Origin of the sequence: Nocardia jiangxiensis NBRC 101359, assembly GCF_000308615.1 — a bacterium.
Taxonomy (GTDB): Bacteria; Actinomycetota; Actinomycetes; order Mycobacteriales; family Mycobacteriaceae; genus Nocardia; species Nocardia jiangxiensis.
In genome coordinates this window covers 47974-62824 of sequence record NZ_BAGB01000076.1, presented here as the reverse complement: position 1 = coordinate 62824, position 14851 = coordinate 47974, and the positions used below count along the sequence as shown (strand labels likewise).

At 59.0% G+C, this 14851-nt stretch carries 39 protein-coding genes; all 39 read left to right on the top strand.

The features are described from left to right. Positions 1-132: 132 nt before the first annotated feature. The 39 genes from ON40_RS52330 (at position 133) to ON40_RS48485 (ending at position 14815) form a co-directional block, all read left to right on the top strand. Positions 133-531, top strand: a complete 399-nt coding sequence (locus tag ON40_RS52330) for a helix-turn-helix domain-containing protein (protein ID WP_157186532.1) — start codon at positions 133-135, stop codon at positions 529-531. A 109-nt stretch (positions 532-640) separates the two neighbouring features. Continuing rightward, positions 641-979, top strand: coding sequence for a WhiB family transcriptional regulator (locus ON40_RS32680; protein ID WP_040828977.1), 339 nt, complete (start codon positions 641-643; stop codon positions 977-979). After that, positions 976-1272, top strand: a complete 297-nt coding sequence (locus tag ON40_RS32675; RefSeq protein WP_040828975.1) for a hypothetical protein — start codon at positions 976-978, stop codon at positions 1270-1272. The genes ON40_RS32680 and ON40_RS32675 overlap by 4 nt, the downstream gene beginning before the upstream one ends. Continuing rightward, positions 1269-1583 (top strand): hypothetical protein, encoded by a 315-nt coding sequence (locus ON40_RS32670; RefSeq protein ID WP_157186531.1) that lies wholly within the window; start codon positions 1269-1271, stop codon positions 1581-1583. Before ON40_RS32675 ends, ON40_RS32670 begins: the two co-directional genes overlap by 4 nt. After that, entirely contained in the window at positions 1577-1789 is a 213-nt protein-coding gene (locus ON40_RS32665) for a hypothetical protein (protein ID WP_157186530.1), read from the top strand. The genes ON40_RS32670 and ON40_RS32665 overlap by 7 nt, the downstream gene beginning before the upstream one ends. Then, positions 1779-2138 (top strand): hypothetical protein, encoded by a 360-nt coding sequence (locus ON40_RS32660; protein ID WP_040828969.1) that lies wholly within the window; start codon positions 1779-1781, stop codon positions 2136-2138. Before ON40_RS32665 ends, ON40_RS32660 begins: the two co-directional genes overlap by 11 nt. After that, positions 2138-2413 carry a helix-turn-helix transcriptional regulator gene (locus tag ON40_RS32655; protein ID WP_040828967.1) on the top strand — a complete coding sequence of 92 codons (276 nt, stop codon included), beginning with the start codon at positions 2138-2140 and terminating at the stop codon, positions 2411-2413. The genes ON40_RS32660 and ON40_RS32655 overlap by 1 nt, the downstream gene beginning before the upstream one ends. Next, a complete protein-coding gene (locus tag ON40_RS52325; RefSeq protein ID WP_157186528.1) occupies positions 2413-2580 on the top strand; it encodes a hypothetical protein in 168 nt (55 codons plus the stop codon). Before ON40_RS32655 ends, ON40_RS52325 begins: the two co-directional genes overlap by 1 nt. Next, entirely contained in the window at positions 2577-3197 is a 621-nt protein-coding gene (locus ON40_RS32650) for a hypothetical protein (protein WP_040828965.1), read from the top strand. Before ON40_RS52325 ends, ON40_RS32650 begins: the two co-directional genes overlap by 4 nt. 3 nt (positions 3198-3200) lie before the next feature. Further along, the gene (locus ON40_RS32645; RefSeq protein WP_040828963.1) at positions 3201-3392 is read left to right on the top strand and encodes a hypothetical protein; all 192 of its coding nucleotides are present in this window, start codon (positions 3201-3203) and stop codon (positions 3390-3392) included. A gap of 6 nt (positions 3393-3398) precedes the next feature. Further along, a complete protein-coding gene (locus tag ON40_RS52320; protein WP_157186526.1) occupies positions 3399-3566 on the top strand; it encodes a hypothetical protein in 168 nt (55 codons plus the stop codon). Further along, complete coding sequence (locus ON40_RS32640; RefSeq protein WP_040828962.1) at positions 3563-3865, top strand: hypothetical protein; 303 nt, start codon at positions 3563-3565, stop codon at positions 3863-3865. The genes ON40_RS52320 and ON40_RS32640 overlap by 4 nt, the downstream gene beginning before the upstream one ends. A gap of 13 nt (positions 3866-3878) precedes the next feature. Further along, the gene (locus tag ON40_RS52315; RefSeq protein WP_157186525.1) at positions 3879-4178 is read left to right on the top strand and encodes a hypothetical protein; all 300 of its coding nucleotides are present in this window, start codon (positions 3879-3881) and stop codon (positions 4176-4178) included. A 9-nt stretch (positions 4179-4187) separates the two neighbouring features. Continuing rightward, the gene (locus tag ON40_RS32635) at positions 4188-4679 is read left to right on the top strand and encodes a hypothetical protein (protein ID WP_040828961.1); all 492 of its coding nucleotides are present in this window, start codon (positions 4188-4190) and stop codon (positions 4677-4679) included. Then, the gene (locus tag ON40_RS53410) at positions 4676-4831 is read left to right on the top strand and encodes a hypothetical protein (RefSeq protein WP_169541934.1); all 156 of its coding nucleotides are present in this window, start codon (positions 4676-4678) and stop codon (positions 4829-4831) included. Before ON40_RS32635 ends, ON40_RS53410 begins: the two co-directional genes overlap by 4 nt. Next, positions 4828-5052, top strand: coding sequence for a hypothetical protein (locus ON40_RS32630; protein WP_040828960.1), 225 nt, complete (start codon positions 4828-4830; stop codon positions 5050-5052). The genes ON40_RS53410 and ON40_RS32630 overlap by 4 nt, the downstream gene beginning before the upstream one ends. A gap of 360 nt (positions 5053-5412) precedes the next feature. Next, on the top strand, positions 5413-5553 hold the full coding sequence (locus ON40_RS52310) for a hypothetical protein (RefSeq protein WP_157186524.1): 141 nt from the start codon (positions 5413-5415) through the stop codon (positions 5551-5553). After that, a complete protein-coding gene (locus tag ON40_RS55540) occupies positions 5550-5678 on the top strand; it encodes a hypothetical protein (protein ID WP_281033085.1) in 129 nt (42 codons plus the stop codon). Before ON40_RS52310 ends, ON40_RS55540 begins: the two co-directional genes overlap by 4 nt. 19 nt (positions 5679-5697) lie before the next feature. Next, positions 5698-6522 carry a DUF7275 domain-containing protein gene (locus ON40_RS32625; protein WP_040828959.1) on the top strand — a complete coding sequence of 275 codons (825 nt, stop codon included), beginning with the start codon at positions 5698-5700 and terminating at the stop codon, positions 6520-6522. Next, positions 6519-6923, top strand: a complete 405-nt coding sequence (locus tag ON40_RS32620) for a hypothetical protein (protein WP_040828957.1) — start codon at positions 6519-6521, stop codon at positions 6921-6923. The genes ON40_RS32625 and ON40_RS32620 overlap by 4 nt, the downstream gene beginning before the upstream one ends. After that, complete coding sequence (locus ON40_RS32615; protein WP_040828955.1) at positions 6920-7303, top strand: hypothetical protein; 384 nt, start codon at positions 6920-6922, stop codon at positions 7301-7303. Before ON40_RS32620 ends, ON40_RS32615 begins: the two co-directional genes overlap by 4 nt. Continuing rightward, positions 7303-7617: a hypothetical protein gene (locus ON40_RS32610; RefSeq protein WP_040828953.1), complete on the top strand. Its 315-nt coding sequence runs from the start codon at positions 7303-7305 to the stop codon at positions 7615-7617. The genes ON40_RS32615 and ON40_RS32610 overlap by 1 nt, the downstream gene beginning before the upstream one ends. Further along, complete coding sequence (locus ON40_RS32605; protein ID WP_040828951.1) at positions 7617-8012, top strand: hypothetical protein; 396 nt, start codon at positions 7617-7619, stop codon at positions 8010-8012. Before ON40_RS32610 ends, ON40_RS32605 begins: the two co-directional genes overlap by 1 nt. A gap of 443 nt (positions 8013-8455) precedes the next feature. Continuing rightward, positions 8456-8737, top strand: coding sequence for a hypothetical protein (locus tag ON40_RS32600; protein ID WP_040828950.1), 282 nt, complete (start codon positions 8456-8458; stop codon positions 8735-8737). Beyond that, complete coding sequence (locus tag ON40_RS52305; protein WP_157186522.1) at positions 8734-8892, top strand: hypothetical protein; 159 nt, start codon at positions 8734-8736, stop codon at positions 8890-8892. The genes ON40_RS32600 and ON40_RS52305 overlap by 4 nt, the downstream gene beginning before the upstream one ends. Continuing rightward, entirely contained in the window at positions 8889-9137 is a 249-nt protein-coding gene (locus ON40_RS32595) for a hypothetical protein (RefSeq protein WP_040828948.1), read from the top strand. The genes ON40_RS52305 and ON40_RS32595 overlap by 4 nt, the downstream gene beginning before the upstream one ends. Further along, entirely contained in the window at positions 9137-9310 is a 174-nt protein-coding gene (locus tag ON40_RS52300) for a hypothetical protein (protein WP_157186521.1), read from the top strand. The genes ON40_RS32595 and ON40_RS52300 overlap by 1 nt, the downstream gene beginning before the upstream one ends. Next, positions 9310-9531: a hypothetical protein gene (locus ON40_RS32590; protein ID WP_040828946.1), complete on the top strand. Its 222-nt coding sequence runs from the start codon at positions 9310-9312 to the stop codon at positions 9529-9531. The genes ON40_RS52300 and ON40_RS32590 overlap by 1 nt, the downstream gene beginning before the upstream one ends. Continuing rightward, positions 9528-10067 carry a hypothetical protein gene (locus ON40_RS32585; RefSeq protein ID WP_040828945.1) on the top strand — a complete coding sequence of 180 codons (540 nt, stop codon included), beginning with the start codon at positions 9528-9530 and terminating at the stop codon, positions 10065-10067. The genes ON40_RS32590 and ON40_RS32585 overlap by 4 nt, the downstream gene beginning before the upstream one ends. Continuing rightward, the gene (locus ON40_RS32580; RefSeq protein WP_040828943.1) at positions 10064-10315 is read left to right on the top strand and encodes a hypothetical protein; all 252 of its coding nucleotides are present in this window, start codon (positions 10064-10066) and stop codon (positions 10313-10315) included. The genes ON40_RS32585 and ON40_RS32580 overlap by 4 nt, the downstream gene beginning before the upstream one ends. Before the next feature lie 389 nt (positions 10316-10704). Beyond that, positions 10705-10926, top strand: a complete 222-nt coding sequence (locus ON40_RS32575) for a hypothetical protein (protein WP_040828941.1) — start codon at positions 10705-10707, stop codon at positions 10924-10926. Then, positions 10923-11714, top strand: a complete 792-nt coding sequence (locus ON40_RS32570) for a hypothetical protein (RefSeq protein ID WP_051193873.1) — start codon at positions 10923-10925, stop codon at positions 11712-11714. Before ON40_RS32575 ends, ON40_RS32570 begins: the two co-directional genes overlap by 4 nt. Before the next feature lie 170 nt (positions 11715-11884). After that, a complete protein-coding gene (locus tag ON40_RS48490; RefSeq protein WP_157186520.1) occupies positions 11885-12433 on the top strand; it encodes a hypothetical protein in 549 nt (182 codons plus the stop codon). A 79-nt stretch (positions 12434-12512) separates the two neighbouring features. Next, positions 12513-12707: a hypothetical protein gene (locus ON40_RS32560; RefSeq protein ID WP_040828940.1), complete on the top strand. Its 195-nt coding sequence runs from the start codon at positions 12513-12515 to the stop codon at positions 12705-12707. Continuing rightward, positions 12704-13027, top strand: a complete 324-nt coding sequence (locus ON40_RS52295) for a hypothetical protein (protein ID WP_157186519.1) — start codon at positions 12704-12706, stop codon at positions 13025-13027. The genes ON40_RS32560 and ON40_RS52295 overlap by 4 nt, the downstream gene beginning before the upstream one ends. Continuing rightward, positions 13011-13370, top strand: coding sequence for a deoxycytidylate deaminase (locus ON40_RS50290; protein ID WP_040828938.1), 360 nt, complete (start codon positions 13011-13013; stop codon positions 13368-13370). The genes ON40_RS52295 and ON40_RS50290 overlap by 17 nt, the downstream gene beginning before the upstream one ends. After that, entirely contained in the window at positions 13319-13597 is a 279-nt protein-coding gene (locus ON40_RS53405; RefSeq protein WP_051193869.1) for a hypothetical protein, read from the top strand. The genes ON40_RS50290 and ON40_RS53405 overlap by 52 nt, the downstream gene beginning before the upstream one ends. Then, positions 13594-14049 carry a dUTP diphosphatase gene (gene dut / locus ON40_RS32545; RefSeq protein ID WP_040829290.1) on the top strand — a complete coding sequence of 152 codons (456 nt, stop codon included), beginning with the start codon at positions 13594-13596 and terminating at the stop codon, positions 14047-14049. Before ON40_RS53405 ends, dut begins: the two co-directional genes overlap by 4 nt. Next, on the top strand, positions 14024-14815 hold the full coding sequence (locus tag ON40_RS48485) for a dATP/dGTP diphosphohydrolase domain-containing protein (protein WP_051193867.1): 792 nt from the start codon (positions 14024-14026) through the stop codon (positions 14813-14815). The genes dut and ON40_RS48485 overlap by 26 nt, the downstream gene beginning before the upstream one ends. Positions 14816-14851 lie beyond the last annotated feature (36 nt).

The window sequence follows — 14851 nt, the reverse complement described above, 5'->3', positions numbered from 1 at the left end:
GAGACGTCAAATCTGGCACATTTAGGCCGCTGACCAGGATCAACATCAACTTGGCGCACGTCCAGCTACCGGTAAAATCTTTACCACGCGTTTGCTTTGACCGGTAAAGGGAAGCCTGCTAGATTTTACCGCATGGCTACCACACCGGACCTCAGCCAGGCACGACGCGACGCAGCCAGGCCGGTCACCGCCCCCCTCACTCTCGGGGTCAGGCTGACGAAGATCCGCAAGAACTGGATGGGGCTGAGCCTCGAAGAGTTTTCACAGCAAATTTTCGGACCGGCCAGTCGGACTTGGACGCCTGAACACCTTTCCATGATCGAAAACGGGAAGCGGAAGCCGAGCCCTGAACTCACTGCCGCGATTGAACATTTGATCGACACGTTCGAGCAGCGGCCGGTCGCCGATCTGGTCGCGGCCCTCGAACGTTTGCTCGAAAGTTTCAAGCGGAAGCCCACCACCAACCTGGTGACCGCGATCGAACATCTGATCGACGCATACAAGCCGGGGTCGAAGGCCAGCGCGGCGTAGCGACCTCGAGCCACTTCAACACAATCAGCAATACGAAAGTGGGTACCCGCATGCCTCTTACACGGCGCAGAACAACAACAGCCGGGGGAGCAATCGCCGGTGCCGCAGGATGATCCCACTCGACGACGAATTCCGCATCGGTCTCGAACCATGGATGGACCGAGCGAAATGCAAAGGTCGGCCGACCGAGGATTACGACATCGACAATCTGCCGTCACCACTCCTGGTAGCCAATCGACGGCAAGCCGCTGCACAACTCTGCCAGAAATGCCCGGTGTTCGCCGAATGTGCTTGGTATGCATACCGATACCGGATCGTCGGATGGGTAATGGCGGGAATCCCGGTGAAGCTCCAGAGGAACGAACAACACCGCGCGCAACTCCTCGGAATCGCGGCCCGAGCTGGAATCGCCGACGCTCAGAAAGAACTGTCGAAGGGGGCAGCATGAAACACATCGACATCTCCGACGCGAAACACCCCTACGAAGAGTGGAAGCACGCGGCGGCGCAGGAAAAGAAGTGGAAAGGGATCAAGGACGACTACTGGCAGGAGATCCAGGATCGCGTCGGCCAGAGCTTCGATGACGCGGACGCGCTGGTGATCGACGGTAAGCCGGTCATGTCCTGGACGACCCGCGAGGAGAGCCGGATATCGGTCGCGGAGCTGCGCAAAGGTTATCCGGAAATCGCCGCCAAGCTGGAGCAGAAGAAGTCGAAGAGGATGCCGGAGGTTTTCGAATGATGGAAGATTACCTGCGCGGAGAAATGGTCGTCAAAGCGGAGATGTGGGGACCGACCTGGGAGCGAATGAGGAAAACCGCGCTCTGGCTCGCCGCGAACGGAATCAGCTTCAGGTGGAATGACGACGAGCAAGAATTCGATCGCAAAGAGGAGTATGGCCTGCCGAGGCTTTTCATCTTCACCGAACTCTGGGATGAAATCGAAGTCCGGGTCGGCCACTACATCGTCATCAAGGGCTACCGCGATTTCACCATCGTCAGCAAGCGCGAATTCCGCGAAGAATACAAGAAGGTGCAGGCCGAAGCATGTTGATGTTCCCGGAGTGGGCCGTGGTAGCCGACAACCCCGATATCGAAGTCGCCGCGATCCTCAGCACCCATCGAACCCGCGAAGCCGCCGAAATCGACCTCGGCATCCACGCCACCAGCGCCAACCACTCTTTCCTGTCGGTGGCCCGAATCAAAAACGTCCAACTCTGCTACAACTGCGACGACGAGGCAATCTGCGATGAGCACTAACATCTCCGACATCGATCTCGACGACCTGGAAGATGAAATCCGGCGGCTCGCCGCTGAAACTCCGGAGTACGTCTATCCGGACGCCAGTTGCGTGTACGTCAAACGCAAATTGTCCGGCGGCCTGTGCGGGTCGTGCTTGTTCGGCGTCGCGTTGATCAACCTCGGCGTCGATCCGGAACAGCTGGACGTCGGCAGCGACACATCGATTACCGCGCTGCTGGCGGACCACGGCTTCGAGAAAACCCCGCAGATCGAGTGGTTCCAGACGGTGCAGAACCTTCAGGACGACTGCTACCCGTGGGGCCGCGCGGTCAAGATGGCGGATCCATACGAAGGCGTGGGTGCGTGATGCTGTCGAAGGTCCAGGAAGCGTTCAGCCGCAAGTCCGCGCTGGCGAAGCGTTCCGCCGGAGAGCAGATCAACCTCCGCGCTCGGCTCATCAGCGTCCGCGAACAGCGAGGGTTGTCTCAGCAGGACGCGGCGGAGTTGATGGGTGTCAGCGAGTGGTACATCCGCCAGATCGAGAGCATCGACTACAACCCGTCGCTGACCGAGCTGGCGCAGTACGCGCTGATTCTCGACGCGGTGATCACCTTCAGCGTCAAGACCAAGGCGGACATCTGATGAGCAAGTATGTCGAAACCTTCAAGTCGGCAGACGGTGCCAGCGAGACGTTGATTTCGGTGAGCATGCCGGACGAGCAGGGCGAGATTACAGAGCTGTGGTTCACGCCGGAGGTCGCCAGGAATGTCGCCTTCGAATTGTTCGACGCCTACCTTTCCGTCACATGACAGGGGAAAAATTCCGGATGAAGAAGTGGATCAGCGTCGAGAAGCGCTCGGACTACATCGCGGCCTACACCCGGTTCGGTTCGATCAGCATCGACAAGTACGGCAGGACGCTCGACAAATGGTGGAAATACTCGCGTAACCGCATCGAAGGACATTCCCTCCGGATCAGGATCTGGAAGTTCAGCGTCGACATCGACACACCCGGCAAGTCGTATGTCGAACTGACCGGCTGCCCGGACTATTCGCTGGGTTGGATTCTCGACGAGTTCGATTCCAGTTTCAACGACATCGCGATTGCATCACTCAAATACCACCAATCATATTCGGTGTGCTACTGCGACCCCGAGCGATTCGCGAAATACCAAGACCTGATCGACCGGCTGGGTGAGCCCGGACCCCGATTTACCGACGAAGAGATGGCGATCCTGCATCCGCCGGGGTGGACGCTGGAAGACGAACTCGAGCCGCTGCCTGGCGGTGGTGCATTACTGAAACCGTCTCCTCCGGAAAAGAAAGCCGTGTTTGCCGCCTACCGCGAGCGCGAGACCGAACACCATCGGCGAATCCAGCAGGCGCGGCACGACTTTGTCGACATCATGCCTCAACTCTGGTCGTAGCCGATGGACTTCGATCTGTCGAAAATGACCTTAGATCAGCTGCACGCACTGCACGACATCGCCGAATCAATGAACGACGAACCCAAGCGTCGCAAGATCGGCAAGCGAATAGACCTGCTGAACGACTTCAAATGCGAATACACCTTCAGTCACACCCGCGATTGGTGCATGCGGCTCGGCTGCCGAAAAGGATGACCTCTGATGTTCAAATCGAATCGCGATAAAAACACGCTGATCACCGCGCGCAACACACTTCTCGACGTCGTCGCGGACCTGCATATCGATGGGCATCACGACGAAGCCCGAGAAGCGATGGTGTCCGCCGGTCTGGTCAACGCGATGATCCGCCAACTCGACGGTGGCAAGTGAACCTCTCCGACGCGGTGCTGAAGCGTTTCGACGACTTTCCGGATGACGAGCCGCCGCACAACGCTTTGTACAGATACAACCGGCCATACCGGTACATCCGCCGCGTCAACCAGCTCTGGCTGTGGGTCAAGGACGAGGAAACCCTCGCGATCGTCACCCACCCCAAAGAAGTGAAGCAAGCGGTCGGCGAGGACGAGTGGACTCTGGAAGGCGAGGGAATGGAAAAGGAATGGTGGACCCGAGACGGTCACGGCCTGCTTCTCTTCCCCGTCAACCCGGATCCCGCTCGGTACCTCTGATCCCGGAGAGGTAATGACGAAAAAGCAATGGCAGCACGGCAGCTATTACGGCTACAACAAAAAAGGCTGCAAGTGCGATCCGTGTGTGGAAGCTGGTCGCGAGTACGCGGAAACCTGGCGACAGCGCCACCTGGAAAGCCGGGTTCTGATCCACGGCCGACTGGTGTCCACGACATTGAAAATCCACGGAACGTGCAACGGATACACCAACTTCGGCTGTCGATGCATATCCTGCACTGCCGCCAATACGGAAGCCGTGCTGAGGAATCGGAGAAAGAAAAATGACTCGAAGGCAGCAGCTGGCGCGCAGTAAGACTAGCCGATGACCTGGGCAATCGCACTCAGTATCGGCATCTTCGTCGGATGGCTTGCCGGGTTCGGCGTCTATCAAATCCAGGACTGGCTGGACAAACGGAAGTCGCGAAAAGCCACGGCGGTGTGGGACAAGGATCCGAACGGCGATACCTACGGCCACCCCTACCACCCCGCTCAGGAATTGGCGAAGAAGCTGAAGCCACCTCCGGATGGGTATGCGTGGGAGGTTCTGATTGAATGGGATAGCGATCCATATCTCAAACTCCGGCTGCTGAATATTGCGACCGAGGTCGTGGAGGATTCAATCGAGCAGAACTTGTGGATGCAATATGGTTCGATTCGGCAGACGTGGAAAAAGACGTATGCGGATTATCGCGACGACCACAAAGAGTCCGCGTTCGACAACCTGACGTATCCGTTCACGCAGTGGGCCAACGAGAAGATCATCGAATATCGGCCGAAGAAAACCGGCATCGAGCACTACGAGGTCATCGTATGAAATTGTTCTACGCATTCTGGTCGGCTGAAGATCAGGAATGGGTCGGCGTCTGCCCGGATTATCCGTCGATGTCGTGGCTGCACCCGATTCCGTCGCAGGCGCTGGAGGGAATTAAAAAGCTTGTCGCCGACGTCGAAGCGGGGGTCGCTTGATCTACGAACTGCAGAGGGTCGAAGGCGATCACGAAGGCATCCTCGGCTGGTACCCCAGTGAATTCGAAGCCGAGCGCATAGCCGAGCAGGACGCCGAATCCGAACTCGCCTGGTCGCGGCAGCTGTTTCGCAACGAAATCATCGCTGATGCCCGGCTCGCACCAAACGTCGATTACCCGAACGGCGTCGACTACTGGATCTACGAAAGGCAACAACGATGATCGCAGCGTGGGTCGCGGCGGCTGCGGGGCTGATCTTCCTAGCAATCGCCGCCGGATACGGAACCTACTACCTGATGGAATGGGTGGAGTCGCGATGGCCGCAGCAGTAGAGGCTCCCGTCGAACTGGATGTGGATCTCGACAAGGTTCCTGAATGTCATCGGTGCGGAGAACCGGCACACCTTCGTGGGAACTTCCATGGCTGCAACCATGTGTTGATCTGTCGAGACTGCGAAGCATTGCATAAAACCAGTTTCGACATGGTGATCGTTTCCCGCGACATCAGATGTGCTCAGTGCAGGAATCGCTTCCGGGTTTATTCGGACTGGGTCACAATCCGGTCGTTGTAGAAGGAATCGACATGGCAGAGAAAACACAAGACCGAGATGAATCGCGGCCGACACCCGAACAGCAGTGGGCCAAGCTGGATGCTCGCCTCGGAACGGATAAAGGCGCGATGCTCGAACGGGCGAAGCTGTACCTAGAAATGGATGAGCGATGAACCTTTTCGGCTGTGAAGTGACAGCGCAGGACCATATCAACATGCTGAAGATTTCGTCATTGCTGCTGAAGCGGATCGAAAAGCTGGAACAGCAAGTGTACGAACTGGAAAGGGGCAGGCGATGACTTTCCTCAACGACAACGGATGGAGGTGGCGCGGCATGATCATCATCAATATCCCGTGGGGACCGTGGTGGTTTACAAACTGATCATCGGCTCGACCGCGCTGGGACTGCTGGGGTTCGACCGGCGGGAGCCGAAAGACGTCGACGTGTTCACCGACCACCCCGGCGACGGCGAGGATGCGTTCTGGGATCCGGCGTTCGCCGATTGGCTGGTAGACGGCGAGATCCGGGTCGCGACGCTCGACGAGATGTACACCATCAAGCTCAGCCACAGCTATTGGGAGTTGCGCAACGGCAGCTGGGGCAAGCACATGTCGGATCTGGTGTGGCTGCAGGGCTCTGGAGGCCGGATAATCCAGCCGCTGCACGACATGTTGTACGGGGCCTGGGAGCGCCGCCACGGCACGAAGAAGGTCGATCTGACCCAGGAGTCCGACGAGTTCTTCTCCGATGCTGTGCGACGCAAATACGACCACGATTCGCTTCACCTCAGTGTGGCCTACGGCGACCGGCCGATCTACGAATCCTGCTTGAAAGACGGCAAGACGGTCCAGATGGACATGCAAAAGGTCTGGGCGATGCCGTTCGAAAAACAGGTCCAGCTGTTCCGCGAAGAGGTGTACGTCACGGCGCTGGAGCGGATCGTCATCCCGGACGACTACACCGGATCGGCTCGAGGTGCATACGCGTGGGCGCTGCGCCGAACGATCACGTCACTGACGAAAGGCCGGTCCGCGCAGTTCATCGCCGAGAACTACAAAACCTTCCGCACGCCGGATATCGATTACGTGCAACACCATTTGTCGAAGAAACATCTATTGATTCCATTGGAGATTACCGCATGACCTATACCGCAAAGCAGGTCGAAGACGCTATCGCGAAGTGGCAGGCCGCCGAGGATGACGAGGATTACGACCATGATGGCGAATACGTCAACTGGGATGCGTTCGAGGAAAAGCTGACAGATTGGGGCTGGGAGGACGGGACTTACCGCACCAAGCTCTGCAGCTTCGAGATTCCCGACCTGGGCATGCTCACCGCTCTGGTCGTCGACGGCGGCGGCGAAGGTCATGGTGAATACACCGAGATGGTATTCGGAATCACCGCTCCGGATGGTGCCGAACAGGTCTTCCGCAAGGAAGGGTATTACGCCTCGTTCCATGGCGGCGACTGGGACGGCGATCTGTTCGAAGTCTTTCCGGTCGATCGCGTAGTCCGGTTCTACGAAAAGATGCCCGCGAAATGAACGTCGATCAGATCCGAGACTACTTCGAAGACTTCACCCTCGGGGAGCCGTACGAATACACGCATTGGAAGACCGGCATAACCGAGCGGGGTGTGCACACCTACCGGGGTTGGCCGGGCGTCATTGAACTACTGGAGAACGGGAAGCCTCGCGAATTCGAAGGTTTGGGCTCCGTCGAAACCATCGAATCTGTCGGCGGTGAAGGCGAGGGTGACCACATGCATCTCATCCTCCGCATCACATTCCCGGACGGCACCGAAAAGCTGTACAAGAAAAACGGCCGGTGGGTCAGCTACAACGGCGCGTATTGGGAGTACGGCGATTTCTTCGAAGTGCAGCCGGTGCAGGAAGTCGTGACGAAATACAAGAAGGTGAAGTAATGAATATCGACGACATCGAAAAGGCGATCAAATCCCTGGCGGACGAATACGGCGAAGCGGGGTGGGGCAGCTGGTACACCGTAGGCGAAGAACGGTCTGCGCCATTCAGGTACGTCAAGCTCGTCGAATCTGTCGGCGGAATGGACGAGGGAAGTCACCGCCACCTGGTGTTCGAAGTGGAATTCTCTGATTACCGCGTCCGGTACTACAAGAAAAGCGGCTACTACTCGAGCTACGACGGCACGAGCTGGGACGGGGATCTTCACGAGGTCAAGCCCGTAAAGCAGAACATCACCCGATACGAGGAAGTGTAATGAACATCGAAGACCACAAATACTACAACTACGATCTGTACCGTGCGTTCTATCAGCTGGCGCACGCTCGGCCGTGGAGCGACTGGGCATACCATAAGACGGCGAATATCCCGGTGTTCGGCAATGTCGAGGTCGTCAGCACCATCGAAGACTGCCGCAAGGCACATCGCGACGATTACTACGGCGACGAATACGCACAGGGGTCTACCGCTCCGGCCGGTCTGGTCTTCAAGGTTACGTATCTCGACGGTTCGATTCGCTTCTATCAGAAAGACGGCACCTACGGCTCCTACGACGGCGATGTCAGCTACGACGGCGGCAGCTTCTTCGAGCTGAAGGCCGTGGAGAAGACCGTCCTGACCTACGAGCGCGTCGACGGCGGCAGGAAAGCGTAATGCTCGACGATTTGAATGCCGGGCCCATGGTTTGCCACTACGAAGGTGTTGAATATATCGACGCCCAAGAAGCGGCGTACCGACTCCGCGTTGTACAGTCGACTGTTTATCGCTTGGTGAGGCGTGAAAAGGTCCGTGCATTCAATCTGAGCCCGTCCGGGAGTCGTTTCTGGAAGAAGAGGTATTTCAGAGCCAACGATATTGAAGGACTGCGACCATGATGCCGCGATATAAAGACGGCACTCCCCTCGGCCCTGTCGAAGCGGACATGCTGGCGAGAGCCTTCGCCTACAAAAGCTGGAAAGAGATGGAATCTCACGCCGCCGGAGCAGAGAAACAACGCGAAGAAAAGAATCGCCGACGATGAAACCGGTGGACGAACTCTACGAATTCCTCGCCGATCAAGCCGGTGACGACTTCGACATCGAAGAAAAGGATTGCGAGTGAACGAATTCGAACTCGTGAGCCCGAGCGGCGGGGGAACTTTCTCGCAGGGCTGGGAATGCGGGTACATCGAACACCTCCTCGGCGCAGCGAGGGGCCTTCGGACACGCCTCATACTGCGCCACACCATCCGCACCGCCAACCTCGAAGAAATCGACCGGATCGCGATGCGGCACGAGTTCACCGCCGAATACGCCGACACCGAAGACCCGGCGTGGACGTTTGCGCAGTTTACGTGGCCGCCGATCGAGGCCGACCCTAGATTCGAGGACTCTGAATGAGTGAGCAGGAATTGCCGACCCATCCGTACATCGCGTGGGAGATGGGATACGCCGCAGCTGTCGCCAATCACAGGCAGGGGGCGGACGGCACACCAGGTCGCGAATACACCAGCAACCCGTACAGCCTCGGCGACACCGAGAAGGACTGCGAATGAACATCTACGAAGTAGCCGCCGCGCCGGATTGCTCCCCGGACGAACACGGCTTTGTGCGCGGATACTGGCTCATCCGGGTCAGCGTCGGATCCTTCGAGCGGCAGTACACCCAGGCCATCGACAAGGACACCGTCGCGGGCATGGCGATCGACCTGCTGAGCGTATGGCTCGACGTCACGACCGACTCGTTCGCTGTCACCGTGACGTATCTCGACCGCATTCCCGATTCGTGGAGGGACGACTGATGCACACCGCATGTGTCACAGCGGGATTCGTCGGTGCCGTCGCGGGTGCGCTGCTCGTGCTGGCGGGTCTGGCGGTGGAGGAGTGCTTGGAGCCGATCGGCGGGCGCGTGCTGCGGTTCGGGTGGTGGCTCGTGGTGCTGTCCGGCGCTGCGTTCGTCGCGGGAGCCGAGTAGTGGAGTTCGTGTACGTCCTCGAGGGGTGGGTGGACGGTCGGCTGGACGAGGCGGTTGGCGCGTATGAGTCGGTATTCGCGGCCATCCATTACCTGGACCACCTACTGACCTGCAATGGCCGTCCGCGAGTGACGTGGGAGCTGCAAGACGCCGGACTCTCCGGCAATAACGGGCGATGGACGATCCGCGAAGTCGAGTTCAACCCGAAGGCGATCCGGTGAAGTACAGGACTCTCGACGGGCTGCCCGCAGAGGGTGATGTCGTCTCGCCGGGCCCGCTGCATCAAACGGTGTGGCTTCAGCGGCCGGACAGGACGTTCGCGGTCGTGAAGGTGAATGTCGCGAACCCCGTCGAAGTGGAATACGAAGCCCCGCAATACATTCCGCCGGTCCCGCACGAGATCGAACAACTGGCGCAGGAGATCGTCGACCGGTACCGCGAGGTGTGCAAGGTGTTCTCTCCGCTGGGCGCGGTGCCGCATCACCCGGACCATGACTGGGCGGTCGGCATCCTCGCGAAGGCGGAAGAAGCGCGCAAGTCCCGGCTGCCGTTCATCAAACTGCACGGGCTCGACCTCGGCAAGCGGCTCGACGACGCGCCGTTCGAGAACCACGTCGGCCGAGCCAATTCGAGCATCGGCGAAGCCAAGTGGGGCGCGTTGTCGACGGTGGACGCGGAGATCGACGGCGAGGAAGTCGAGATGACGAACACCGACTACCGGAAGCACGTGAAAAAGACTGCGAGGCAGAAAGATTGACCACCATCGACACCTACGACTACGGCCCGCTGCCCTCAGAGAGTCCTATGCTCGAGGCGCTGGCGACGGCGATCCGCACCGATGACCTGTCCGACCACGACGTGCTGGCGGTAGGGGTGGCCACGATGATCTTCACGGCGCTGACGCTCGGCAAGGTGGGCGAGGTCATGACGCCGGAGCAGATCGGGGCGGCTGCCGCGTTGGTGCTTGTCGACAAAGCTGGGTTTCATCGACGGCATCAGTGCTAGGGATGTACTGCTCGTGGTGCGGTCATGTGATCGGATCGGACGAGCCGGGGTGCCCGCACTGCGACCTGAATGCGGGAACCGACAACCGCCGTTAGGCTCTGAGTACGGGGAATGGTCGCCGCAGCGCGGTAACGCTGAAAATCCGAATGGTGCAGGGCTGCTGGGCACCTACTCATGCAAAATCACACTCAAACCATCACTGCCTGTTGAGTGACGCATTGCCGGGGTGAGCAGCGGATTTCAGGACCAACAACAGCATGGTCGATCAAGTTGAGAACTATCGGCGCAACAACGCGCAGCTGATTCGAATGAGCGATCTTTCATTTCATTTCTCTCGTTCGTCGAAGTGCCGATGACCATGCTTCCTCCCCGCGACACGAAGGGATTGTATGGCACAACTGAAAAGCGTGGAAATCAACGGCTTTGCGATTTCGTTCGACGACGATCAGCTGCTGAGGATTTCGTATGACGACTGGGATTTATACATCGACGTGCTGAATCCTGAGTGGCCTTCGGTGACCGTCGAAAATCCACCGGACAAGTTCGACTTCTATCGCAAGAACCTCGACATCTATGGCGAGCAGCGTGTGCGCAGGGTGGAGTCGAAATGATCTTCGATGACATCCTCGCCGAAGAGATCGATGGAATTCCGGACGCGGACCTCTTGGGTAGTATTCGAGACCTGATCGTCGACGCCGAAAAGTCCAGACCGCGATCAGTGCAGCGAGAACTCGGACCTTCGGGTGTCGGTTATCTCTGCAAGCGGCGGTTGGCGTATTCGCTGGCATCCTCACGTCGGGAAGACGAGACGCCGGAATCACGCGGCCTGAACAAATTCAGCGACCCCCTACCGTCGATCATGGGTACCGCGATGCACGCGTGGCTGGAAGAGGCTGTGCGGGCCGCGAATGATCGCCTCGGGCGGGTGCGGTGGATCCCGGAGACGAAGGTGACAGTGCGCCCGGGTTTGTCCGGCACCTGCGACCTCTACGACGTGGATACACACAGCGTGCTCGACTGGAAGGTGCTCGGGAAGACCAGCTACGACAAGATCGTGAAATTCGGTCCGTCGGCGGGATATAAGGGTCAGCGCCAATTGTACGGCCGGGGATACAAAAATGAGGGGTTCCCGGTCAAATTCGTCGGCAACATCATCATCTCCCGCACCGGCAGCCTGCGGCAAACGCATCTCGACCGGGAACCATACAGCGACGCGGCGGTAGACGAAATCCTCGACAGGATCGACGAAACCGAACAGCAGATGCTGGACCTGGACGTCATGCACGACCCGCGCGGCTTCAAGCAGATACCGATCGTGCCGGACGACGACTGCCAATGGTGCCCGTGGTTCTCCACAGCTGGGCGTGGGCCTTTCGCCTGCGCTGGAAACAACGAATAACGAGGGGGACGCCATCTAAATAACATCACCGGCCGCACTCCACGGTTTGGAGCAAGTCACCTAGTTGGTTGACTTGATGCGAAAACACCGCGAACAGAATTCTCCCCTTGTTTGCGCGTGGCCGAATCGGAATCACCTGAAACAGATTCATACATTGGGAGAACAACTAAATGACACAGCCGACTAATCAGGTACCCGATGCTGACGATTTCCTCCTCGGCGGGGGAGCCCCGAGCGCTTCACTGAAGAACATCGGTGACACCGTCGAAGGCTTCGTCGTCGCGAAAGATGTCGTGCAGGAAAAGGAATACCAGCGTCCCGGTTCGAATCAGCCGCCGCGCATGAAGACCTGGCAGGACGGTTCGCCGGTTCTGCAGCTTGTCGTCACCTACCAGACCGCCCTTCGTGATCCGGAGAGGGCTGGGGACGATGGACGGCGCAAGGTCTATTTCAAGCCTTCGTGGAAGTCCGAGCTGGCGAAGGTCCTGCGGGCCAACGGCGAGAAGACCCTTCCTGTCGGTTCGTGGCAGCGCATCACCCGGAGTCACGACGAGCCGGGCCAGGGCGCTGAGCCAAAAAAGATGGTCACCATCGAGTACCGGTCCAAGGCTGACCAGGTAGCTACCAACGCGGCTCCGGCTGCTGCGGCGGCGAATGAACAGTCCCCCGAACTGAAGGCGGCCTTGGCGGTTCTCCAGGCCCAGGGGATCACCCAGTAACACAACGGATTCCCCGCATCGCTACAGGCGGCGTCGATTCGAGATCGAGCGGGGAAGCAACCAACCGAGAGGAAAAACAATGAAGAAGTACCGCTACACCTATATCACCGACCCGTTCAACGATGTCCGCAAAAGCAAGACGATCGAGGCGGATCGGTACGACGTCGGCGCGGACAACCGCATGCTGCACTTCTACAGGATCAACGAAGACGGCACCGTACGAACCATCGCCACCATCAATTCGTGGGAGACCGTCCGCGAAGTCTCGGCGTGACCAATCAAGAACTCCTGAAGCTGCTATACGACTGCTGGAATGCTGGCGCTCATCGCGGTCACCCAGGTGTCACGGGCGCACCCGAGTTCGCGGAATGGCTTCGGCAGCAGGAGATCTCGACCGAGGGCGTCTCGAAGTACCTGACCTGCGAGGGCTATCGCTGCTGCCGGAGCATGATCAGCGGGTTGTGCATGGATGCTCATTGCCCACACTGCGACGCAATCGCCGGAAGCCTGATGACCCGGACGCATCTCGAAAATTGCCCAGGGCGGCCGGACGTCTTTCCAGTGCAGATCACTGCTGATGCGCCCGACGTTTGACCAATATTTCCTGGATATCGCCCGCGTGGTAGCGACCCGATCCGATTGCGAACGGGACAAAGTCGGAGCCGTCGTAGTCAAAGATAGGCGAATTCGCTCGTCGGGTTACAACGGAGCGCCAGCCGGAAAGCCCGGGTGTGAAGCCTGCCCCCGACGCCTTTCCGGCTGCGAACCGGGATCGTCCTACGACAACTGCATCGCCATCCACGCCGAAGGCAACGCGCTCATCTACTGCGACCGGGAAGACCTCGTCGACGCAACGATGTATGTTTCCCGCGAACCGTGCTATGCGTGCTCGAAATTGATTGCGGCAGCGGGGATTACGCGGGTGGTGACGCCGTGACCGAATGCCGGAAATGCGGCGCGGCAGTGACCAGAGCGACCCTCCCGAACGGCATGACGATCGACCTCGAGCCGCCTCGGGATATCGCGCAGGTTCTGGTCGTCGACGGCAACGCGATGTTCCTCCAGGGGCGGCTGATCGGCGAGGCGCGACGCAACGGCCTGCAAGTGATGTCCCGGCACGGCGTTTATTGCGCGAGGTTCTGGGACCGGACAGAAGAGGACTGACCATCTACATCCCGATCATTCGACTCGACAAAAACCTGCCGATGCCGACGCGAGCACATCCGACAGACGCGGGAATCGACCTGTACTCGGCGGCCTACGTCGAGCTGGAACCCGGGTGCCGAAGTCTGGTGCCGACAGGTATCGCCATCGCCATCCCGGACGGCTACGCGGGCTTCATCCATCCAAGGTCGGGCTGGGCCGCGAAGTTCGGCCTGTCGATCGCCAACACGCCGGGCACCATCGACTCCGACTATCGCGGCGAAATCAAGGTCTGCCTGATCAACCTCGACAGCGTCTGCGACATCCACATCGAACCCGGCGACCGGATCGCGCAGTTGGTGGTGCAGAAGATCGAACTGCCGGAACTCTACGAGCCGACCAAGCAAATCGATATCGACATGTTCTACAACACCGACCGGGGCGGCAATGGCTTCGGATCGACCGGGGTTTGAAAGCGTCTTCTGGGACGACCTGGAAGCGGATTTGAAGGACCCGGAGTTTCGGGCCGAGTTCGAGAAAGCATCGAAGGAATTATCTATGAGTAAGTGGCCGCTGAGCGATCCGGGCGTCTACACCATGTACGGACATTTCACCGGCGCTGTCGAAGCGATCGTAACCGCCGACGAAAGGCTGCTCGTCAAAGGCGGCGACAACAGGTTTACCGACATGACCGAGCTGTACCTGAGCGGCGCGGACTGGCAGTTCCGAAAGGGCGACGAGCGGCACACCATCTTGAAAGACGTCCAGGTCACCGTCAATGGCGCTTTCGAGGCGACGGAGCGTGAACGGGCGCGGTGGCACGACGCGGTCACTCCACTGAAGATGGAGCCGATTACCCAGGAAGAGATTACCGAAGCGTACAAAGCCGCGCAGCTTGCAACCGAGTCCGGCGAGACGATGACTACCTCCAGCACCGGAGGCAAGAAAGCGGTCAAAACCGCGCGGTTCGATTTGATTCCGGCTCGGGCGCTGTGGGAGGTCGCTGAACACTTCGGCAGGGGCGCAGAGAAGTACGGCGAGGACAACTGGGCCAAGGGCATCGAGTGGAGCAAGTTTTTCCAAGCGATGCAGAGGCATGCGTGGCAGTTCTGGTCCGGCGAGGACTACGACCCGCAGATGAATTCCAAACACCTCGCCGCCGTTGTGTTTCACGCGATGGTGTTGATGGAGTCGATGGAAATGCACCCCGAATTCGACAACCGACCGACGCATGAATAGGTACCGCGATGATGCACAGTGACCTTATTTTCCAAT